Origin of the sequence: Shewanella sp. BF02_Schw (assembly GCF_014596695.2) — a bacterium.
Lineage (GTDB): Bacteria > Pseudomonadota > Gammaproteobacteria > Enterobacterales > Shewanellaceae > Shewanella.
Genome location: NZ_JABKAW020000005.1, coordinates 32,282 through 54,604, shown reverse-complemented (window position 1 = coordinate 54,604; position 22,323 = coordinate 32,282). Strand labels below are relative to the sequence as shown.

At 38.4% G+C, this 22,323-nt stretch carries 21 protein-coding genes and 1 pseudogene; 5 read left to right on the top strand and 17 right to left on the bottom strand.

The genetic code is table 11. The annotated features are described in order from the left end of the window. Positions 1 to 6: 6 nt before the first annotated feature. From HNW13_RS17715 to HNW13_RS17695, 5 genes are all read right to left on the bottom strand, one after another. A complete protein-coding gene (locus HNW13_RS17715) occupies positions 7 to 1,233 on the bottom strand; it encodes a hypothetical protein (protein ID WP_192114630.1) in 1,227 nt (408 codons plus the stop codon). A gap of 10 nt (positions 1,234 to 1,243) precedes the next feature. Further along, positions 1,244 to 2,473 carry a hypothetical protein gene (locus tag HNW13_RS17710; RefSeq protein WP_192114631.1) on the bottom strand — a complete coding sequence of 410 codons (1,230 nt, stop codon included), beginning with the start codon at positions 2,471 to 2,473 and terminating at the stop codon, positions 1,244 to 1,246. Between the two features lie 2 nt (positions 2,474 to 2,475). Then, entirely contained in the window at positions 2,476 to 3,072 is a 597-nt protein-coding gene (locus HNW13_RS17705) for a hypothetical protein (RefSeq protein WP_192114632.1), read from the bottom strand. 72 nt (positions 3,073 to 3,144) lie between these two features. Next, positions 3,145 to 3,516: a hypothetical protein gene (locus tag HNW13_RS17700; RefSeq protein WP_192114633.1), complete on the bottom strand. Its 372-nt coding sequence runs from the start codon at positions 3,514 to 3,516 to the stop codon at positions 3,145 to 3,147. 206 nt (positions 3,517 to 3,722) lie between these two features. Next, complete coding sequence (locus HNW13_RS17695; protein WP_192114634.1) at positions 3,723 to 4,343, bottom strand: hypothetical protein; 621 nt, start codon at positions 4,341 to 4,343, stop codon at positions 3,723 to 3,725. A 323-nt stretch (positions 4,344 to 4,666) separates the two neighbouring features. Here HNW13_RS17695 and HNW13_RS17690 point away from each other — a divergent pair. Further along, positions 4,667 to 6,222, top strand: a protein-coding gene (locus tag HNW13_RS17690; protein ID WP_192114312.1) for an IS3 family transposase whose coding sequence is annotated in 2 segments (ribosomal slippage) — positions 4,667 to 5,120 and positions 5,120 to 6,222 — 1,557 coding nt in all. Because the reading frame shifts where the segments join, the coding sequence is not laid out codon by codon here. Here HNW13_RS17690 and HNW13_RS17685 read toward each other — a convergent pair. Together HNW13_RS17685 and HNW13_RS17680 are read right to left on the bottom strand one after the other, a co-directional pair. Then, positions 6,219 to 7,226 (bottom strand): hypothetical protein, encoded by a 1,008-nt coding sequence (locus HNW13_RS17685; RefSeq protein WP_192114635.1) that lies wholly within the window; start codon positions 7,224 to 7,226, stop codon positions 6,219 to 6,221. The two genes, HNW13_RS17690 and HNW13_RS17685, sit on opposite strands and share 4 nt — an antisense overlap. Before the next feature lie 142 nt (positions 7,227 to 7,368). After that, complete coding sequence (locus tag HNW13_RS17680) at positions 7,369 to 9,831, bottom strand: ATP-dependent helicase (protein ID WP_192114636.1); 2,463 nt, start codon at positions 9,829 to 9,831, stop codon at positions 7,369 to 7,371. Between the two features lie 105 nt (positions 9,832 to 9,936). Between HNW13_RS17680 and HNW13_RS17675 the strand changes: the two genes are divergently transcribed. Next, positions 9,937 to 10,422, top strand: coding sequence for a hypothetical protein (locus tag HNW13_RS17675; protein ID WP_192114637.1), 486 nt, complete (start codon positions 9,937 to 9,939; stop codon positions 10,420 to 10,422). Between the two features lie 2 nt (positions 10,423 to 10,424). Here HNW13_RS17675 and HNW13_RS17670 read toward each other — a convergent pair whose 3' ends face one another. Genes HNW13_RS17670 through HNW13_RS17660 form a run of 3 tightly spaced genes read right to left on the bottom strand, consistent with a single transcriptional unit; the run spans position 10,425 to position 12,975 of the window. Next, positions 10,425 to 11,600, bottom strand: a complete 1,176-nt coding sequence (locus HNW13_RS17670) for a hypothetical protein (protein ID WP_192114638.1) — start codon at positions 11,598 to 11,600, stop codon at positions 10,425 to 10,427. Next, positions 11,590 to 12,048 (bottom strand): hypothetical protein, encoded by a 459-nt coding sequence (locus HNW13_RS17665; RefSeq protein WP_208062921.1) that lies wholly within the window; start codon positions 12,046 to 12,048, stop codon positions 11,590 to 11,592. The genes HNW13_RS17670 and HNW13_RS17665 overlap by 11 nt, the downstream gene beginning before the upstream one ends. Positions 12,049 to 12,090: 42 nt before the next feature. Further along, the gene (locus tag HNW13_RS17660; RefSeq protein ID WP_208062919.1) at positions 12,091 to 12,975 is read right to left on the bottom strand and encodes an IS1595 family transposase; all 885 of its coding nucleotides are present in this window, start codon (positions 12,973 to 12,975) and stop codon (positions 12,091 to 12,093) included. A gap of 454 nt (positions 12,976 to 13,429) precedes the next feature. On the opposite strand from HNW13_RS17660, the gene HNW13_RS17655 reads away from it, so the two are divergent. The 3 genes and pseudogenes from HNW13_RS17655 to HNW13_RS17645 all read left to right on the top strand — a co-directional run bounded on the left by HNW13_RS17655 (position 13,430) and on the right by HNW13_RS17645 (position 15,826). Then, positions 13,430 to 13,759: a hypothetical protein gene (locus HNW13_RS17655; protein ID WP_124012032.1), complete on the top strand. Its 330-nt coding sequence runs from the start codon at positions 13,430 to 13,432 to the stop codon at positions 13,757 to 13,759. Continuing rightward, entirely contained in the window at positions 13,753 to 14,100 is a 348-nt protein-coding gene (gene tnpB / locus HNW13_RS17650; protein ID WP_208062917.1) for an IS66 family insertion sequence element accessory protein TnpB, read from the top strand. Before HNW13_RS17655 ends, tnpB begins: the two co-directional genes overlap by 7 nt. A gap of 83 nt (positions 14,101 to 14,183) precedes the next feature. Beyond that, positions 14,184 to 15,826, top strand: a pseudogene (locus HNW13_RS17645) (IS66 family transposase). 324 nt (positions 15,827 to 16,150) lie between these two features. Here HNW13_RS17645 and HNW13_RS17640 read toward each other — a convergent pair. The 7 genes from HNW13_RS17640 to HNW13_RS23670 all read right to left on the bottom strand — a co-directional run bounded on the left by HNW13_RS17640 (position 16,151) and on the right by HNW13_RS23670 (position 21,878). After that, complete coding sequence (locus HNW13_RS17640) at positions 16,151 to 16,828, bottom strand: VRR-NUC domain-containing protein (protein ID WP_192114641.1); 678 nt, start codon at positions 16,826 to 16,828, stop codon at positions 16,151 to 16,153. A gap of 12 nt (positions 16,829 to 16,840) precedes the next feature. Beyond that, complete coding sequence (locus HNW13_RS17635; protein WP_192114642.1) at positions 16,841 to 17,497, bottom strand: hypothetical protein; 657 nt, start codon at positions 17,495 to 17,497, stop codon at positions 16,841 to 16,843. A 21-nt stretch (positions 17,498 to 17,518) separates the two neighbouring features. Then, positions 17,519 to 17,803, bottom strand: coding sequence for a hypothetical protein (locus tag HNW13_RS17630; RefSeq protein ID WP_192114643.1), 285 nt, complete (start codon positions 17,801 to 17,803; stop codon positions 17,519 to 17,521). Between the two features lie 71 nt (positions 17,804 to 17,874). Then, complete coding sequence (gene rdgC, locus HNW13_RS17625) at positions 17,875 to 18,828, bottom strand: recombination-associated protein RdgC (RefSeq protein WP_192114644.1); 954 nt, start codon at positions 18,826 to 18,828, stop codon at positions 17,875 to 17,877. Between the two features lie 73 nt (positions 18,829 to 18,901). Continuing rightward, a complete protein-coding gene (locus HNW13_RS17620) occupies positions 18,902 to 19,753 on the bottom strand; it encodes a hypothetical protein (protein ID WP_192114645.1) in 852 nt (283 codons plus the stop codon). A 62-nt stretch (positions 19,754 to 19,815) separates the two neighbouring features. Beyond that, on the bottom strand, positions 19,816 to 20,877 hold the full coding sequence (locus HNW13_RS17615) for a tetratricopeptide repeat protein (protein ID WP_192114646.1): 1,062 nt from the start codon (positions 20,875 to 20,877) through the stop codon (positions 19,816 to 19,818). Then, on the bottom strand, positions 20,877 to 21,878 hold the full coding sequence (locus HNW13_RS23670) for a thioredoxin fold domain-containing protein (protein ID WP_192114647.1): 1,002 nt from the start codon (positions 21,876 to 21,878) through the stop codon (positions 20,877 to 20,879). Before HNW13_RS23670 ends, HNW13_RS17615 begins: the two co-directional genes overlap by 1 nt. Between the last annotated feature and the right edge of the window lie 445 nt (positions 21,879 to 22,323).

Here is a 22,323-nt window from a genome sequence, read left to right as displayed (position 1 = left end):
CGCTCCTTAAAGGCTGTTCGTCAAGGTATGATCACAATCATTAGACGCATGTTCGTTAGAGAGCAACCCATTGTTCAGAAGATGTTCAATCTCAGTAGACAACCTTATTGAAGCTTTGTACTCTTCAACAAATTCACGTTGCTCGGTAAATAGCCCTTTAAGCCCATCTGTTGCTTCATATAGTGGATGATTAAAGAGTGAGATGTATTCGTCTAAATGGTCCTCCACTTTTTTGTGTTCAAAATGCTGAATAGCCCAAATTTTAGAAGTAACAAAGATCTCATCTATATGCACATCCATTGTGCTTCTAATATCTTCTAGAACATCGAACAGCGTTTGAATAGATGTTGGTAGTGCCAGCCCCAGGTTATGACAAGATGACGTTAATTCATGATGTTTAATGGAATACAGTAAGTTTGTAGTAAATCCTATTTTGTCCTCAATTTCACGGGCTCCCGCTTGAAATTCATTAAATTCAGTGATGGTATTTTCGAGGTTTTGCATCCTGTTTGATAAGGTGCCACCAATACCCTGCATCGCAGACTCAAGCTCAAACGTGAAGTTGTCAGATAAAGGGCTGTCATTTCTAAGTTCGTAATCTAAATCAAACTTAAAGCCGATTGAGTCGGTATCAGGAAACAAGCTAATCATGAATTGCGTCGAACTTTCGAGCGAGTCAGCGTTTAAGGTATCTCCTTTCAATTTTAAGTCTTCAAGCAATTTGCTGAGTGTTGAGAACTCAATAGTCTCCCTATCCAAATCTAGTTTTACATTTGCAGTCCCTTTTGTAATCTCCAGACTTATTTCAAAAACAGCTCTATCGAATAGGCCAAATTGAGCATAAAAGCTCTGCATTTCCTTTTGGGGCAGCACTATGGAGTCAATATGCTTCAAATGATAAATTCCAAAGTCATGGCATACATTCAACCACGCACCAAAAAGCACACTAAGATCCCCTGATTTGAATTCACCGGCAAAGCCTTCAGCCTCTTCCAGAGAATAGATACTTTCGCCAGAACTTGTCATATTGTTAGTAAAACTATCGATATCGAGTTCAAAATCGGATATCGCTTTAGCCTTTTGTTTGAAATCTGCTAATAAACTTGAATCAAGGTTGCCTAAACTTTCACGAAGCACATTAATAAGCTGTTCAACTGCTTTAAAACCAGATAGAGCTAGATTAATCTCAGCAGTTTTGATTATTTCAAAGTCAGGAATTGGTTTGTTAAGCATATAACCTCTTTTAAAGCGTGTTTAATGGCTGGTGGATGTCCTCGGGATGTTCTGAGGTTGTATGGCTGATGGATGTTGCAATAAGTTCGTCAATGGACGCTGAAAGGTCCAGAGACATTCTAAAGTCGGCTACTTCGGCAATGATTTCTTTAAAACCATACTGTAAGGAGCTTGATCCTTTAAATAATGGGTGATCAACCAAGTCAAAAAACTCTTGATGGTGATTCTCTAATGATTTATTTATAAAATGGGATTTGGCCAGCTTTAATGACAAACTCTCCATATCAGAAAGTGTTCCGTCAAAAGCATTTTTAAGTATCTGCAGCTTGTTTAAGATTGTAGAAATAGAATCATCATCTTCAACGCCAAACTTCAACGCGTGAAAGGGGCATTCAGGGTCTAACAAAGCAGCTAGGAATCGAATGTAGAGGTCAGTTTGATTAGAAGGTATCGAGTTTTCAACAAACAAATGATTACATTCACGATAAAGTTGGGCTGTAAGCTTTAAATGATTTCCAATGCTGCAATGATCACGAGATATTTTGTATTTTATACGTTCGACAGCATCTACATCGTTGATAAATATACGGGATGAGTCAAAAATGGTATTTGTGCAAAAATTTGTGTGTAATGGAACAATGTCAATTGGGTAGCTTAGTGAATTTAAATTAGTTTGAAGAAGAAATGCATTCAATTTATCATCAAAATTTTCAATAATATTGGAAATTGTTCGATGAGATATCATTGAGCTTTCTGACACTACGGAATATTCAGGTTTACCATTTAATAACTTAAGTTCATGGCTAACATCGATTCCACTCTCTTCATTAACTAGAGATAAATTACAGGCATACGACTCGATAGCTGAGAATACATCAAGGTCAACGGCGTTTAACTCATTACAATCGAGCTGATTAACCATCACCCAAAGCCCAAAAACATCACTTAATTCATTTGGGTCTAGATTTACATCTAAAGCTAATGCTTCTTCATTGGAGAAGAGGTCAAATTCTTCGCCATCCAATCGAATAGTATTTTCTTCAAATCCAATATAGTGAAATTTGTTAAACAGGTGGTCGTCTAACTTATCTTTAAAGTGATTAAGAAGCTTTGGGTTGAGCTTATCGACTTCTGAACTTATGAATGCTACAAGTTGGATCATTGACTGAGTAGCAGCTATGCTCATTTGGTTTTCGCGAACTATGACCGCTTTTATATCTAGATTTGGTTTATCTAACATACTTAATAATCCAAGTAAGCTATCAAACCAATTTCACTTTCTTCAGGACCATAATAATCAAACCAGTAAGGATTTACAGCCCAAAAATCATCTTCAGTGCAGCCAACTTCTACTCGATAGGATATATGGTATTGCTTGTTATAGTCATAACGATAAACGTACCGATAATGTACATTGCCCTTTGGCACACAAGGGTCAGAACTAAACTCAATCTGTAAAGCGCTACGGTTAAATTCAGTTTCCCAAATTCGTCTTGACTCAATTGCATAAATTCTTTGTTCATGCTTGATGACAGCCCTATCACGAACCACTTTGTTTGAGAAAACTTCAAGCACCCAATTCATTAGATGTGTACTAGCTTTAATTTCGCCACCACTTTGCATCATAGCTTCAAATGCCAGATCAACTAAAATAACCTGGCTCCAATCGTGAGACTGAGTATCCAAATTTAACCTGAACCGTTTAGGTCCATTGTATAAAAGAGATGAGCCATACACCGGCATATCATGATCGAAGCAATATAATTGATACATGAGGTCAGTGAGAGCTGTTGTAGCCAAAGCTGCCTGGTTAACTTTAAACAATAATTGGTTGGTCATATCGATAATCCTGAGCAGCAAAAAAGCAATGTTAAGATAATGAATGTCCTGAAATGTCTTGGTAAATGCGTGTTAACTTGCACCGAAGGACTTGTAGGACATCAAAACAGCAAACCGACCTAATATCTGACTTTCGTCAGTCTCAATTCGTAAACGATGATCTACAATAAAGTCAGACAAAACTGAACGAAGAAATGATTTCAACTTTTCGCTATGACAAAGCATGTCGTAGCAATGGGTGCTTCGAATCCCTTTCATAGAAATAATTTTATGATTGATATTGTCATTAATTACCATGACAAATTCAGATGACACGAGGAAAATCGGAGTAAAATCTACATATACAGCACTATCACTTAATCCGTATTCTGTAGTCAGAATCTCGTTAGTAAAAGTTGCTGTATAATAGTTTAATTTTTCGATTTTCTGGCTTGATAAGTGCATTGGTTATCCACCTCAACAAAACAACCTTTCCAGTATATGAAAAGTTTATTATCTTGTATAGTGATTGCGGGCGAAAATGACTTAGATGGGAAATGGAATGTATGACACTATTTATGAATATCTAACAAGCTTAGGTTATCCACGCTTAGCTGCTGAACAATATATAGAAAATTACTTGCCGCATTTATTGAAGGGCAGAGCAATAATTAATAAGTAATGTGCATTCGCATGAAAATTATTGCTGCTTTAGCCTGTTGTTTAACAGGTCTCTTCTTCATGTAATTTGCATACCAGTAATTCGCTGATTTTAATTGAGTAATATCTCTCATTAACGTTTTCGGCATGCAATCATAACGTAATGAAAAATCCACCAGCATGCTCTCGTTGATTTTAACAAAGCTTAACACTGTAGCGGCAACTTCCTTCTTTCTGTTTTCTGCTTGAATTAACTTGAGATGTTTAGCTTTTAGAAGAAGAGCCTTGAGTCTGTGTTTGTGTTTTTTCCAAGTTTCCTTACAACACAATGCATGAATATCTTGTTTGACTATTGAAATCGATGTTTCAAAGTCAGTAGCAATCTCGGCTAAAATGGTTGGTTCGTTAACTCGTATACCAGACAGAGCTAAGTAGACAATCCGGTCCCTTCTCTGCATAGTTCGCTTGATTATGTTTTCTTCTAATTGCTTACGCTCTTCATCAGCTGCTTCTGCTTCATCACTGCATATCTCAGGATCAACCTCATTAGTCGGTTGAGTTATTAGGTTGGACAACATGGTGGTGGTTTCTTCGATATCTCCAAATACCTTTTTATTCTGATCAATTTCCATAAATAAACCTTTAGCTGTAATTAGAGTTCGGCCTTGATTAAAGCGATACCATCATCTGGACCCCCTTATAATACACGCTTATTGAGTACCAAATAAGGACTTTTATTTAGGTATATGCAATCAAGCGGGCTCTAAATACTATTTGATGGTGTCCGTAATATTTCTTCCGACATTGCCGGGATTAACAGTGAAGTTGGCGATGTTTTGGTAAGAGCGTTCTCTAATGCCAAGCTCAACTGGAGGCATCCCCCCTGTGTCAGGATTGTTGTCACCCCTTAAAATCATCCAATAATTAAATAGAGGGGGCGGTCAATGAGAGCTCAATGGCACGATATTCATCTGAACGTAAAGAAGCAGTTTTAAAGAAGTTATTGCCTCCCCACAATATGACCGTCATGGAAGTGGCACGTAGTGAAGGGATCGCCTACCAAACCCTGTATCATTGGCGCGATAAAGCTAAAAAAGAGGGTCGCCCAGTGCCAGGTAAAAAATTGACCAGTAATGATTGGTCGGCCGAAGCTAAGTTTGCCGTTCTCATTGAAACAGCGCCAATGTCTGAAGCTGAAGTAAGCCAATATTGCCGAGAAAATGGTTTGTTTCGAGAACAAGTTCAGCAGTGGAAACAAGATTGTTTAGGGGGCTTTACGACAAGTGAAGTTCAAGCCAAAACGATTAAGCAGCAAGCCAAATCAGACAAAGCAGAAATCAAATCCCTGCAACGAGAGCTACGCTACAAAGAGAAGGCGTTAGCAGAAACAGCGGCTTTACTGGTGCTTAGAAAAAAGCTCAATGCGCTTTGGGAGGACGACAACGAGGAGAGTTAACGCCTTTGCCTAAGCGCATAACATTGGTGAATTTAATACAAGAAGCGTATGCCCACGGTGCACGTCTTTACAAGGCTTGCGCTGAAGCAGAGCTAAGTAAGCGGACGTATCGGCGCTGGTATCGAGCAGGAAAAGTACAAGCTGATTTAAGGCCCTCGGCGGTAAGACAGGAGCCAGCCAACAAGCTTAGTGATGACGAGGAAAAGCTGATACTGGCAACCTCGAATGAGGCAAGGTTTGCGAGTCTACCTCCCTCACAAATCGTGCCGACGCTGCTTGATGAAGGGGTCTATATCGCTTCAGAGTCGAGTTTTTACCGAGTGTTAAAAGCCAATGCTCAATTAAATCGACGTGGACGAAGCCAAAGCATAACAAAAAGAAGTAAACCAGATGCTTATGTTGCAGATGAGCCGAACAAAGTGTGGTCTTGGGATATCACTTATTTAGCTTCGGTCATCAAAGGACGCTTTTATTATCTATATATGTTTGAGGATATTTATAGCCGTAAGGTTGTGGGTTATGAAGTCCATGAACGTGAATGTGGTGAGCTAGCGGCCGAGTTAATGCAACGCAATATGCTGCGTGAGCAATGCTTTAAGAAGCCACTGGTATTGCACTCAGATAATGGTGCTCCGATGAAGTCGTTAACAATGAAAGCCAAGCTTGAAGAGTTAGGCGTTACCGCGTCATTAAGCCGCCCGAGTGTCAGTAACGATAACCCTTACTCCGAGTCGCTGTTTAGAACATTAAAGTATCGGCCAGAATGGCCTAGCTCTGGCTTTAAAAGCATCACCGAAGCACGAGAATGGGTCGAAGTATTTGTGACTTGGTACAATACTAAGCATAAACACAGCAAGCTCAACTTTGTGTCACCGAGTGAGCGTCATGCGATGCAAGACAGGACTATTTTATCTAAGCGTAAGATAGTGCTAGAGGAAGCGAGGTCAAGAAATCCTAAACGCTGGCCAAACGGTATAAGGAATTGTGACGCTGTAGGTGAAGTCACACTGAACCCAGATAAGAAGTCTGAAACAGAAACAAGAAATGCAGCTTAAAATTTAAGTAAAGAGTGCCAACTACCTTGAAAAACACCGCATCCTTTAAATTCATCAATGGCATTAATGTGTTTGGCTATGAATGTTGAATTACTGGTGCCAATATTTACATTATACAAATCTGCTGCCGCAATAAATTCAATACAATCTTGTTCATTTGGACCAGACAACATGAATTCCGATAACCCCTGTTCGATTTTTTTAACTTCAGATTCACCCAAATAAAATTTAGTGTAGCCAGATAGAACACTTATGCGTCTAGCCATTTCTATTTTAGGAATATTACTAAGGCATGCCGCTAGAATGCGGGTTTCTGGGTAATTAAAATTGCTATAGTATTGCGTGGGGTCAGGTGTTAATACACCGAAAATACCTGAGTGTCTTTCTAGGTCAGCATTACTCGAAAGTGAATCAACAATAAATAATTCAAAAATAGCCTGATTCACATAGTCGTGTTCACATTCAAGTTGCATTTTATTGTTCACATCAAGCCTGATAACTTCAAGCTGAAGATCACACATTGATAACATTAAATTATTAGTAGCCATGGGTTGCTCTAATGATTTTTCATAAAGCAATTTACCATTAGGTAAAAGTAGCTCTAAACCTACCACTGCAGTTGAGTTCATACTAAGAGTTGTAGAATGCTTAATCGTTACCTTCAATCTAGAATCAACATCTAAGAAGTTAAAAACTCCCAAAAAAGAATTATCTTTAGAAACAAGCTTGATATTGGAAGGCTTCTCGATCTTAGAAAGCTTATCCAAAAACCTTCTTAAATTAATTGATGGATCTTTACCATTGAATTGGTTAAAAAATTCCTCCAAGCCATAATTAGATGCATGTAATTCGTAGTCAAAGAACTGATTAGGTTGATTGATACTAAAATGTGATAGTAAGTCGTCAGATATTTGCTTTCCATAGTGTTGACAGATTGATTTGAGGTGGCCAAGTGAATGATTAAGGCTGTTTCGTTTTGTTACGAGGCTATGAAAGTTATGCACGCACCCTCCACTGAATAATAACTAAGAAACTGATTAAATTCTATAAATCTGTATTTAACGTCGAGCGTAAAACCTATAGGCTATTAAAAAATTGACTCAGCTAAGGGTTTATTTTTAAGGCATCATTTTATGATGCCTTTTTTTAAAAGAAACCAGGAGCTGGATTAAACGACTCTTCAGTATCTTGAACCACTGATTTTTCCTCATGCCTAACTTTGTATTTATCACCAATTCTCTGCATCTCCGCAGCCAATCCATTAGGAATAGGTGCTGAATCCAGTTGAAATTCGTCTTCAAATCTATTGTCGGTACCATTTAAAACCTTCTGTGTCCTTTCTGATAAATCTAACTTATCTAGCAAAGGGTAAAGTAGCTTTAACAAAGACCTATTCATGAAATTGCCATTTACTACCCTCGTAACTGACGCTGAAATATGAAGTGATGCTTTAGCTCTAGTAGAAGCAACAAAGAAGTTGCGACCTTCCTCTTCGATATCATCAAGATCAGAATCTAAACTATTATAGGACTCTTCTTCAGTACCAATTAGGAATACATGTGGGAACTCAAGCCCTTTAGAAGCATGGTTAGTTAGTAACTGGATTGACTCAAGATCATCATTACCCTCTTGATCTATTCTCTGAACCAAGTCGTCAACAAGCTCAGATAAAATGGCGCCCGGCTTATTCATATCATTAAGCACACGTTCCAAAATAATATTAAAATTATTCTTTCTTTTCTCTACCAATTCATTTGCTATTTCATCAGTAGATCCATCCATATTGGCTGACTTTTTAATGGCCACCTTATGACTATCTTTAACAAATGAAGGAAGTAAATGAGTCTCCCAGAAAGCTTTGAATTTAGTTGCGAGGGTTCCTACAGTTCTTTTAGTTATGTCACGATATTGACCATCAGCTTTGGCCTTGATTGATGGGTTTGTTTTATAGAGGTTCTTCAACTCTTCCGTATTCAATAGAAGCTCTAGAAATCGTTCGTGAGTGGCTAGCTGCTTAGATGTGTGTATTAGTGATTTAATGTCACTGACGAAGCTTTCAGCCTTGCTCTTGGCCCTCTTATCCTTATTCATGATGAAATCAATCGCTTCGAGAGGGGAAGAACCGTTTTCATGAGTAGTTGACTTTAATCGAACCGCTGAAATACCTACAGTGGCATAATCTAGTACCTTCGCATAAGCAAACACATCTGTATTTCGAGTAAGGATACGTAGGATTGCAACCGCAGATTTGATTTCAGCAGTTTGATAGAAGCCAACATCACCAATAATGTCGTAATCCATACGAGACAAATTAAGTGCTTCGATAAGCTCTTTATTTACAGTCCGGTTTCGATATAGGACTGCGATGTCAGACGGCCTTTCACCTCGCTGGATTAGGCTTGTTATAGTTGCTACAACTCCATCAGCCTCTTCTTTTGCATTATTATATATTTCTAGAGTTGGTTTTTCGCCGGTAATGCCTGATGCTGCAATCAACTGCCCATCTCCGATTTGATTAGGCATTTGCGCGGTCAAGGCATTCGACAAGTTAATTATTGCTGCTGTAGAGCGGTAATTATTTATGAGGCTATTAGTTATACAGGTTGGAAGTTCTTTATCTAAGTTCTTCATGATTTCTACATTAGCATTTCGAAACCTGTAAATAGACTGGTAATCATCACCGACTATGAACAAATTCGGCGACTTTTGAGCATTAATGATGGATTTCATTAATTGCCATTGGCACATATTACTATCTTGGAACTCATCCAAAAATATGTATTCAAAACGTTTAGCAAGCCTAGAGGCAACAGTCTTATCATGCTGAAGTAGTTTCATAGCAAAAAGTAATTGATCATCAAAATCGAGACCGTCAGCAGCGGCGCAATCCTTAGCGTATTGTTTCCACGCTATAGCCACAACAGCGTCATTAAAGTCCCCGTTGATTTGCTGTAGTCGAGATCCAATCTCTTTTGACATTAAGGCCTTGTTTTCCTTACTAACACCTTTTAAGGAAATAGGGTAAGAGTCAATAATTACTTTCAGTTCTTTGGCTGCATTAAGCTTTATGGGGTCATGCTTTATTTGCCGCGAAAAGATGTCAAAGTCTATTCCTTTAGATCTATGATCTGAGATATTTCTGAGCATTTGTTTTTCAGTAATGCCCAAAGCATCAAGTACAAGATTAAAGCCGCCCACACTATTTGAATAAACCTCTTTCATAACCGATTCAGAGTCCGAATCATCAAGTATGATAAATCCATTTTCATAGCCCATGTTGATAAACATTTCGTGACTTTGAAAGGGTTTTAGGATGTGCTTTCTACAAAATGAATGATACGTTGAAGCGGCAACTTGCCAACCTACGCTTCCTAAATCTTCAGTGTTTTTAACAATTCTATGGCGAGTTTCACTTGCTGCTTTATTGGTGAAGGTAATTGCCAAAATAGATTCAGGATTGACACCTATATTTATTAGGTTGGCAATATGTGCCGTTTGAGTGCCAGTTTTCCCCGTTCCAGGACCAGCTAAAGTCCTAATGATGCCATTGAGAGTTGTAGCAACTTCGTATTGCTGTTTATTCAATCTGGCAAGAACTTTATCAATCATATCTAACACCTTTCATATACTTTATAAGTATATTACACTATGGTTTGTAATTTGCAAAAAGTAACAATGCAAGCTTGGCTAAATCAAAAATAAGGCACAAAAAATATGATTAATTCCGCAACCTATTTTCGTAATCTTTTAGATAAAGCTGTTTATGCTGGTGGCCGCGACCTTATGTTTAACATTAGACTGGATGTACCAACATTTGGTCTTCATATAAAAAATTCTAAAAACCAAGTAAATTTTCTCGATATGGAAAATCCATTCATTTTCAAAAAACACCTTAAAAATATTATTGAACATCACAGTAGACCCAATGAGAGAGCTACATACGTTAATGCTAAAGGTGAATATCATTTTGACCGAATTATTTTCAATATGCGATTTTCGACACCAGAAGTTCAGAGCCTATTTGGGCATGGATTTAACCTTTCAGTGGTAGTACAAGATAAAGGTCGAGTTATCACTGGTGCATTTACAGTAAAACACACTGACTCAGAATGGGCTGTTTATGAGAAGCAATGCCAAGATAACCTGAAGAACGTCAAAGACAAAGTGGCAACCGGTGAATTCGAAATTAAACAGGCATAAGGCTAAATAGAGTTAGTAATTATTAAATCTGATTCCGGTTGTTGAGTAGTGCTTGAAGCATTCGTAGAAAATTCTTGCTCAACAGCCAAATCGATAGCATTAGACAACGAAATACACCCCTCAAAATGTAAAACATCCTCATAATTACTCATTAAAATATTTATTTTATCTTTGTGAAAATACCCTCTATCAGCATAGTTTTTTATCGCACTTAACGTTTCGAAAAATACACGCTGATCAGGGTTTATGCTTGATAACCTTTCTAGCCATTCGTCAATTAGGTGAGCTTGAATATGCTCTAAAAATTGTGTTTCATTACGCATAGAAAAGTTAAGTAACTGGCCCATAAACAAGTTAATATCATCAGGTTCTGTGCTGTTAACGATATTCAGCAATCTTTGATTATCAGAAGCAAACATTTTGAACCTATCGCTTTGAATTAAATCAAAAGCCAATGCATGTTCAAAAGTTTCGTCTGTTAGCATACTTACAAGTGCAAGTTGTGTTAGATCCTTATACTGCTGATCTGAACCAAAAACACTAACAACTGCCGAAGGTGAACTAAGCTCATTCGAGGCAAAAGCCTCACTCATAGTGATTAAGCTACTGATATCGTATGAACCTGGATTAACTCCAATAACGATTGATTCATCAAAAACCGGCATGGAATCTAATATCTTTATGAATGTGTAGTCCCTGGTATTTGAGAATGTTAATTCTTGTTTTTCAATATTGTAATTGAAAACGCCGATAGCTTCCGAAGCCAAATGCCCAGGCACAAACACATTGAGGAATTCCCCTTTACTATCGACAACAAATGATGCTCGCTTAAGCTTCCCGAGATCAAGTGAAGCTGATCTAAGGGTGTCGAAAAGTAATATATTGGTTCTGAAGTCAATCGTACTGCTAAAGCTATCAAAGTTCGTATCAGACACTCTTAAATAGCCTGATTTAAAGAAATTTGGATCTTGCTCTAAAGCGTCATTCCTAAACTCAATAAACGCATTTTCAAGACCTTTGTTTACAACAAATAATGATTTTAAGTGTAAGTCGATTGCGCAATCTATAGCTTTGCAAGTGCTCTTTAACAAGCCAATGAATGGTGCAGTTTGTTGGATGCACTCTGATTTCAAGTATCCAGAATATTGGATAAAAGTCTCATTTGAATTAGGCAACATTTACTCCTTGCTCGTCATCATATAAATAATTTATGACGCCATTACCTTTAAAAAAAACCAAACGAAATACGTGTTTAAATTGGCCAGTCGAAAGGTTCTTTGCCTTTAAATTAAGCATTTGAGGTAAATTGCAATCTTGAAAGGTATCACTACAAGAGCATAATAAATCGTAGGTAAATTCTTGAGCTGAATGAACGTCCAATACTTGATGTATTTCATCAATAAAATTGAATATATATAACTGCAAGTGATTATAATCTTTGAATAAATCGTAATGTAGCATATTTGCAATGTCGCTAGAAGTTGCAGAAAAGTCCTTTATCCACAATGCTGTCAACTGAGCAGATAACTTGCTATTTCTCATCCTTGAAATAACAAAACAGGTTATCTTTTTGACACTTGAGAATGGCAATGATGCGACATGAAACTGTTCTACTCGTTCACACATTAGGCTGAACGAGTCATAATTTAACATGCCTATGCAGTTGGCTCAGTAAGAATGTATTGGCGTGTGAATTATTGCCAAATTTAACAATCTGTTAGGTATTTCTCTTTCCATTTGTCTACGATTGAACCGATAACAGAACTCGCTCAGGTATTCTTGTAGGTACTTTCCTGAAACACCATGAAATGTCCCAAGTAAAAATGCCTTTAAGTTACCAATGGCAATATGAACCCAAGGCAGCCATTCATCAACAAGCTCACTGGGGGTAACCCTCGCTTCATGTTGTTGAGTCTTATCTATAATGTTCAACGCAGGTAAGCCGTCTGTATGCACTTCTTGCTGTCTCGTTAAGTGTTTGGCAACGAACTTTTCAACACTATCATGGCAAACGCTATTCACAGCCTGCATAGCAATAAATCCAGCTCTTTTTCCTTTGCTTTCAACGGCAACTAAAACAGGTGTTTTACCTTCTGCTCCACGTCCACGCTTGCCCTTCCTTCTGCCACCCACTAACGCATCATCAATTTCAATAACGCCTGACAGTCTATATAAGCTGTCTCTATGGCCCATAGCCGTTCTCAGCTTACTTAATATCAAACGTGCCGTTCGCCAATTAACTTCAATGTGCTTGCTCAATCTTAATGCTGAAATACTGCCTTTATCTGAGCCTAAAAAGTAGATTGCCCAAAACCACTTAGTGATAGGAATACGGCTACCGTGGAATAATGTGTCTGCTGTGACCGATGTTTGTTTATGACATTGACTGCATTCATATAAATTGCGGGTTGTAAGCTCATAGGCATGCTCACAAGAGCATCTAGGGCAAACAAAACCATTAGGCCATCTCATTTTCTTAATGTGATTTAAGCAATCAATTTCAGCGCTGAATTGACGTTGCCATTCAAAAAAACTCGTTTCAGGCATTTTCATAGCAAATCTCACTTCTAGTCTTGATTTATACTATAAGAATAGGCCAAAACTGACTCAGATGCATAGGCATGTAATTTAAAGATGGGATTTCATCTGGAGGAATTCTATAAAGAATACTTGTCATTCGCTGGCAAAGTTCGTTGGTGGATAAAAACTTATCGGAGTTGGTTAGGTGTTGACAGAAACTAACTGGGCTAACAAATGATAAGCTGATAAAGCAGCTAATCACCCAGTCATCGGTTAGTTCGTGGCAATTTATGTAATACTCAAGACAGTTTATTGCTGCTTTTTCATAACCAGATCGCAACAGCATAAACAACAGACGGGTAAATATTTTGTTGTTAGATACAAAGCAAAAATCACAAAATTCTTTGTAAGCGTCCGGGCAAGTACGTCTTCAACTGCACTCATTGAGCCTTTATCTTAACGACTGATAATGACATCAGGAGTTAACATGGCTACACGTTCACATCAAGATTGGGCTGCTTTGATACAACAGCAATCCGCTAGCGGCTTAACGATTTCAAATTTTTGTCGTGTGCACAAGCTTAGTCTTAGTGGGTTTTACGCCCGCAAAGCGGACATGGCTAAAACGGGCACCCAACAGATAGCGCCGTTTGTTAAGGCTACCGTGACATCGCCGACAGCGATGACAACCCAAGCTCAACCTTCCGCTTCAGCCCAGGCTATCCATTTTCAGCATCATACAGGGCTATGGACTTTCCCCAGCACCTTGCCCCCACGCTACCTGCTTGAGATTATTAAAGGCCTACAAGCATGTTGATGTTTCGTGAGCTTCCCTGTATTTATCTGCACCGTGCACCGGTGGATTTTCGTAAATCGATAAATGGCTTAGCTGTTATCGTTGAGCAGCAATTATCCTTACAGGCCACCGACGGCAGTGTGTTTGTCTTTTGTAATAAAGACCGTGATAAATTAAAAATCCTCTACTGGGATAACACCGGCTTTGCACTTTGGTACAAACGCCTCGAGCAGGATAAGTTTAAGTGGCCGACGAAAAGTATTGATGAGTGCCTGAGTTTATCTGAGCAACAGTTTCATTGGCTGTTATCTGGCTTTGATGTATTGGGTCATCAGCATGTGAACGGCTTGAGTTACAGTTAATTGATCGCCATTGCGAAGGCTGTTTTCGATAATTAGATCACTGCTTTAGCCTTATTTAATGGGATATTTGATATAATAACACCATGAAATTAAGCCCTGATAACTTACCCAATGACGTTGATTTACTTAAGCAATTATTGCTTGAGACGCTGGCGGCTAAAGATAATGTTATCGAGTTGAAAGACGCTGAAATCGCCGAACTTAAACACTCTGTGCAGCGTTTGCTTGAACAATTTCGCTTAGCCCAGCAACAACGTTTCGGCGCCAGCAGTGAAAGCCATGACTATCAAGGTGAGTTGTTTAACGAAGCAGAAGTGACGGTTGATGAGCCTGTTGAATTAACAGCAGATGCTGACGCGCCTGTGTCACCTAAACAGCGCGCCAAGCGTAAATTACTGCCTAAAGACCTGCCACGTGAAGTGATTATCCATGACATCAGTGATGAAGATAAGCAGTGTGAGTGCTGTGGTCATGAGCTGGCGTTAATGGGCCAAGACAGTAGTGAGAAGCTGAAGTTTATTCCGGCGAAAATCAGTGTGATTGAGCACGTTAGATTAAAATACAGCTGCAAGCATTGTGAAACAAAAGGAACCCAGGCCAATATCAAACAAGCGCCCGTGCCAGTCAGTCCTATCCCTAAAAGCGTGGCGACGCCAAGCTTGTTAAGCCAGCTCATTACCAGTAAATATCAGTACGCATTACCCCTTTACCGGCAAGAAACCCTGTTCAAGCAACATGGTATCGCATTAAGCCGGCAAACCATGGCGGATTGGATGATGAAATCTGCAGCGCTGTTCAAGCCCTTATATGATTTACTGCACCAACATCTATTAACACAAGATGTCATCCACGCCGATGAGACCACGCTCAAAGTGATTAACGATGAGCGAGTAAAATCCTATATGTGGGTGTATTGCGCTGGCGCGGATAAACCAAGCACTGAGCCTCGATATCAAGGTTTGCGCAATATAGTACTGTACGACTATCAAGACGGTAGCCGCGCGGGCACCTGCGTGAGCCGTTTTCTTGCCACTGAGCAAACGGTATTTAATGGTTATTTACAAGTCGATGGTTACGCGGCTTATCAGCAGGCAAACAATAAACTGGTCGGTTGTTCGGCTTAGTCTCCTGAGTCGCTCTACCTCCTGCATCCATGCAGTCGTGGGCTCATGCGCGGCGTAAATTCAAAGAAGCGCTAATAGCACAAGGCAAGCCCAAAGTAGGCAAAATCAGTAAAGCGGATATGGCGCTGAGCATGATAGCCAAGCTGTACCGTATTGAAACCCAAATACAAGCACTGAGCCTGGAAGAGCGATTGTATTTTAGGCGCACCCACTCACGTGCTCAGCTGGGGTTATTTAAGCAATGGTTGGATAAATCAGTGCTGCAAGTATCAAAGGAAAGTCCGCTAGGCAAAGCCATCCATTACAGCCTCAATCAATGGTCAAAGCTGAGTTGTTACACGCAAGACAGTCGCCTCAATATCGACAACAACCGTGCAGAGCGGGCAGTAAAACCGTTTGTGATAGGGCGTAAAAACTGGCTATTCAATCACAACCATCGCGGCGCTGAGGCGAGTGCAATTTTGTACAGCATCATAGAAACGGCTAAAGCGAATGGACTTATCCCGTTTGATTACATCGAACACTGCTTAGAGCAATTATCCTACCCTGATTGTGACCTCAACAGTCTCTTACCCTGGCAGGTTAGGCTAGACAAGACGTAGTTCGCCGGACGCATACAATTCTTTATGTGATGTAATAGCATCAAAATCATTTTCTAGAGTATAAAAAATCTCGTTTATTATTTGGCCGAATTTGGTCTACAAACGCAGGAGAAGTATAGTTATCAATGTTAATTGAAAAACTGAATGCTCGATTTTCCGTTGGGAACTTATCTTGTTGTAAACGCATGAAATTATCCAACATAGAATGTAGATGCTTAGCTTTCCAAACTTCAATGTTATCGATAATATTCATTCGCCATCTATACTTTTCATGTAATCAAAAAGTATTTTACCATGTAGTGGTCTTTTTACAAGCTAAGCGAATTAGTGAGTTACCCAAATATCCTCATATTTATTCCATTCCATTGTGTTACCTGACTTCAACGATAAGTATTCCTCCACAACAAAGCATGCCTCCTCAAGTGACCAGCATAAAGCACAGAAATAACCATATTTCCTTTTTCTGTTCAATTGAATGATCTGATTCTCTGACGGCTTGTTCGAGCCATACTTAAGCTCAATTCTTAAACCAAAATAAATACCTTTGGGTATATCTCCAATGATATCAGGAAAGCCATTTCGTACTCCTTCATCAAGTAAATCCTTTGCTCCATTATTAGTGCGTAAACCTCCATTGGGTACAGCAGCGAAATCTAAATACTCTTCATTGAAAAACTTATAAATATAATCAAATACTCTTACCTGCATCCAATGCTCAAAATTAGCTCTGCAGACCTTAACTCCAGCTAAATCAACCCCAGTCTCAAGTTCAGGATTTAACTTTAGGTATGACAGTGCCAGAGCGTGACGGTTCTGGTCCACTATTGAGAGGCAAGCAGACTTTTTCTTTGAAATTGTTTGTTTTTTAGTTTGAGTTCCATGACTCGAATCCGTCATCGGATTATTAACACCAACATTTTTTGCTAGCGACAATGATGAGCGAACTTTATATCCAGGCTTCGATAGAATAGAACTTAATTGTCGCTCATCAATGTTAAGCATATAGATACCAGTTTACGTTGGGTTACAGTTAACAATATGGGCATTAGCTTCATGTTTCGTGATGGCATTTAAGACTTCACTAGCATTATTATCTGTATTTAAGCCTTTTGCTTGCATGAGTCGTGATTCAGCTTTTTGCCAAGCGTTGACAAGTGATTCTCCACTCACACCGTTAGAGTTATCATATGCTTGACGATATAAAATAATTGCTTCTGCAACATCCATGATGTTGTTTTCTTTGAAGCGAGAGGATAGAAAGTTTCCAACTTGATTAAAGCTCTGAGTCAAAGGGTCGCTTTGAATTGAGTGAAGAGATTGTTTAACATGATTAATGCAGCTTGCTATCAAGGGGCTGGCTAACGATATGCTGGCACCAGCAGCTGTTATGTACTCTCCAGCAAACTGCCGTTTTTGATTTGCTAATTCAAAAATGTAATCTGAATTTAGAATGTCAGAAAATGGGTTTGCAGCTAATAGATCCTTGCTCCACTCTAAGTATGTGGCTGCTACACCTGATTCCATGCAGATAACACCAGTAGCCAAAACGACTAACGGACTAACCTTACTACCCAACTTGGCCAGTTCTATTGATGATTGATAGAATAAATTACTAGCTTGAGCGTAGATCGAGTCCAATTCATCAACGGACTTAACATCATTATTTTGCATGCCGTTCTCCATGATAGAAGGTTAATTACCTAATCTTTTAACTAAATCGGCCCACTTTTCAGCATTGCCCACGATGGTTACAATTGCATTCTTTTCAACTTGGCCGAAGCTTGTCATGGAGCTGTTATTGATTTCCAATAGCGCCATTGAAAGTGCAGTGCCTTGCTCCGCAAGTGATTGTAATTTCAGTTTTCTATCACTGGATTTCTCGTTTTCAATTTTATTCGATAAAATGCCTATGCAGCCTGACATGTCATTAATTACTTTTTCCATGCGTGATAAAGATTCATTGCGTTGATCGGTCATGTTGTCGTCCCTTATAAGGATTTTAAAAATAAAATTTGAGCACATTTCTAGAAATCTAAAAATATGTAACATTAGGTAAACTCTTCTAGTGATACTTCGAAATTGATGATTTTATTTTGTACAAAATCGTAAATACTTTTTAAGTGACTACAGAATAAAAAGACTTCTGTACTCACGCGGTCTTTGTACTCCATTTCGCCGACATCTTCTTTGTTGACTTTGTATTTAAAACTGCCAAATTTCAGATTATCGTTTAGACTGAAGGATACACGCGAGAACTCATTTTCTAACTCCCCAATTGTAAAAGGTAAGCTTGTGACCTCCTTACCCTGCTCTATATTTTTCAGTACCTCTTCATCAGAAACGACGCATTGTTTTTTGTAAACAGTAGAGCTGACATCATATGCCAAAGTACAACTTTCATTGATTTGTGTGTGCTCTGGAATCAGCCCACTTTTGACCCAACCGGTGAAGATGGTCGATACTGCTGGAGATGACAGTCTTACCACAGGGAATGAGCCAATTAAGCTTCGAATGGTTGATAAAATATTCTCACAAGCTGTTTCAGAGCCATTGCCAATCACAAACCACCCGTCCATTTTGTTAATAACGATTAAGGTTTCAGCTCGGTCTTCAACAGCACGTTTTAGCTCGGAAATTTTGGCTAGTTGTTTGATTTCTTTTTTACGTTCTTTTGATAGAAATTCCAGGCCAAGTTCTTTCAATGCTTTCTGTTCCATCTTCAAGATAGCTCTTTTTAGCACTGCAGGCTTAACCTTCTTTTCCTCGATGCAATAGTTTAAGATCGTGTATTCATTGGAATGATAATTTAATTGTTTGCCATTTAATTTAGGTATTGCAGCACAAAAACCTTGCACCTTATCCAGACCTTTAGCCAAATCCGTAGGCAAATCTGAGAAAGGGGTGATTTGGTTTTGATTTGCAAGATTGTCCCACAGGTCAGAACCCTTCAGCAATTCGTTAGATGATAATTCCAACTTATAGATATAAAATGAACTAAGCATAAAAGTACCTTCCAAAGTTATCCACAAATTCTGTGATTAAGCTGTGAATAACAATAAAAATAATAAATATCATTTACCACAATTTTGCAGACAGGCTTAACTCTTCAGCTAAGCCATTACAATTCATTATAAATGGCATTTCAGAGTGAAATAGCATATCAAAATCATAACTATAAACTTCCTTGTGGAGTTTATTAATAAACTCATTAAATGCATCATAATTGACAGGGAAAGGTAAGCAAAATCTATCAGAAATGGTAGAAAGACTCTCGAATGTTGGGTTCGCCAATTTATTGATAAATTCATATATGATTGATATTGATTGCAAAAGTGTTTTTTCAGTTATTAACCCTTTGTTAATAAGTTCATTTATAAGCATTGATGCACATGGATAAATTCTTCTATTGAAAAATAAAGGGACCATGGACCCATTAAGATCTGGGGTGTAAAACGAATTATAGATTGGGCTTACAGCAGCAGAAATGCATCTATCCTGTTCAAACCGATGCTTAAGCTCGCTCAATTCAATACAAAACACATCAGCTACAGCTTTTAATGAACGAAATTTAACACCGTTCACGATCAATACCCTACTGTCATACTTGCGAACCCGCACCTTTATTTCTAAAGCCTCTTCTAGAGGCCAAGAATTATTTAATCTTTTTCTTAGTGCGTCTGCTGATACATTATATTCGGCAGCAAGTTCAGACATGTTTTTATAAACTTTACTTCGATAAAAACAACCCAAACCCACACCCGATTTTCTTTTAAGCTTTAGAGAAGCCTCAATTGACTCCCCAAATCTTAATCTTTGTTGAAAAGTTCTTGGGTTTGCACCATAAAATCTTGCAAGCTGACTTTTGTTTGCAAACACATTGCCATCAAATGTAACGGGTGTGATGTGAGAATTGCTCAAGCTCTTCATAAAATACCTAAGAAGTACACGATAAGTATACTATTTTCACACCAATCAAACTTTTTTGCAAGTTAAAAAGTTAGGCACATTGATGCTCTAATCGCATCATACGGATACTCATCACCAGTGCCATCAGCATTAGTTTGGTTACACGTTGAAGTGTTACATTCCGCTTTACAAAGGTTATAGTTAGTTTTTAATGCCCAATCTCTGCCATTTTTCTTAATTGAAACATCATTAACGCTCATTACCCCTAATAATTTCTGTTTAGGGGAGTAAACCTCAACCCAATCACCTTCAAAATAGATAGCGTAAAGGTCAGAACCGGCTTTAATCGAACCCAAAACATCATTGCTGTTAAACGAGCTATAAACTGATGTTGATTCACCCAAACTTGAAAGCTTAGTCATGTAAGGAAGCAATGAACGAGCTTTGGCTGAATCATTGTCTAAAACAAGCCAATGCAAGGCCCAGCCATAATTAGGTTTCTCACCATTAATGTAATACTTGATTAAAGACTCTTTGGCTTCTGTATGATTTGCGATGCTTGCGGCCTTTAACCAATACTCAGCCTTTGTCATATCTTTTTTTACACCTTTGCCCGCAAAGTACCGCTTAAATATTTCATACTTTGCATTTGCATTGCCTAGTTCGGCAGACTGATGAAGCCACTCAAATGCTTCTGCCTCATTTTTTTTAAATACACGACCTTCTGAATATAATTCACCTAATAAATAAGCAGACTCATGATCGCCACCTTTGAATGCTTTAGATAACCAGTGGAGTGTTAAGTCGGTATCATGCACCGTTGAGACTGGTGAGTTATCCAAGGAATAGCTATAACCTACCTCCCTCTGAGCATTTATGTCTCCATCATCCGCAAGTATTAGCGTATCAACCCAGTTGCTGTAGACATCCCAAAAGCTTAATGCTTCACTATCACCAGCTTTCATCGCCTTCAAAATATAACGTTTGCCATCAACATAATTATCCTGAGAGATTAACTGTAAACCATAACGATACTGAGCTGCTGGAATGTTTGAATTAGCATCGTCATGTAATTGTGATGATGAACATCCTATACTTAACGCGCTGACCAAACACATCGATGCAATAACACTTCTTCTCATCATTATTTAACTTCCTTTTGTTTTTCCATAAATTGAGTCATCTCTTGCCCATAGGTAAACGCACTTTCGAAAACATCTGTAGGATGGTTTGCAATTATTGTTATTCCGTTATTAGTGAAACTAACAGGAGTAGTTTGATTTAAGTGCTTTGTTCCAAACTTCACAAAATCATCAAATTTAGATAGATAATCAGTATCAGTGCATTCCGTTGGATTTAGAGAATTACCTTTAAATGAGCTAGTAATGTTAGATAAGCTTGATTGTTTATTTAAAAAATTCTCACACCACAAATTCTGCATTTTCTTTGCAACGAGTGAACTAGAACCAGATCGAGGGTATGGCGCGAGATAAACGTCGTAACCTTTAGAATTCAATTTAGCTATGTTTTCTGTGTAACGTTTACAGGCCGGACATGTGATATCAACAAAGGTAAGTAACATGCCCTTGCTGTTTTCAGATTTAAAGAATGGGAGAACTGAAAAGTCCAAATTTTTGAGATCTTCATTTATAGTTCTGTTAGTTATACCTATAAGTTTATTGGGTGATGAAGGCACGCCATTTTCAACATAACCCTGGGGAGAATCATTTTGGTTAATTTTGGTGACACTCTCATTTTCAGTATACCCAATCTCGTATTTATACTTGCGATTGATGTGAGTTGGTTGCTTAGGCACTAGCGCCTTAGATTCATTACTTCCGAAGATTCTAATTGGTGCTTCATTGTTCCCCTGAAGAGCATCCATGCTTCCTTGAATACTTGCTTTAAGGTTGCTATCAAAAAAAACAAATAAGTCCCCATTTTTTACAGCGAAGACATTACATATTGGAGTTTTGAACGCATAAGCTTTCCCTTTTAAAGACGGGAATTCTTCAAAAAACCTTGTAGAAAATGTTTCTGCTGAATCACAAGATGTAATCAGACCCGAACTAGCCACGACATAAGACAAAGCTAACGATGCTGCGACCCCACAAGCGAGAGTAAATGGATATTTCTTTTTTTCCACAATAATACACCTATCTGATACCTGATAAATTAATTAAAGACTAGCATTAATATCCAATACATCCAACTAGAAATCAATTGGCATTACCCTTGAAGGTTAAGATTATTAGTCATGATTGAAGTTACTTTAATAATTCACAACGCTATTCACTACTCGTTGTCACATAACAAACGAAAAAAGTGACTTTTGGTTGCATATCAGGCTTTTTTACTAGAGTTCATCCTGAGCTGGTGGCCTCGGGTGTGATTATTGTGACAGTGGGTAGCGAAAATAAATATTTTATCGAATACCGCTCGCGGAGAGAATTGATACTTTTTTAACCATATAGCTACTGTGAGTCACAAACTCAGCATTCTGTGTGACACTGAGTAGCGATCTAAAGCTAAAAATATACGGATTTCACTACAGCAATTAATCCTATAGACACAAGATTTGATAATGACAA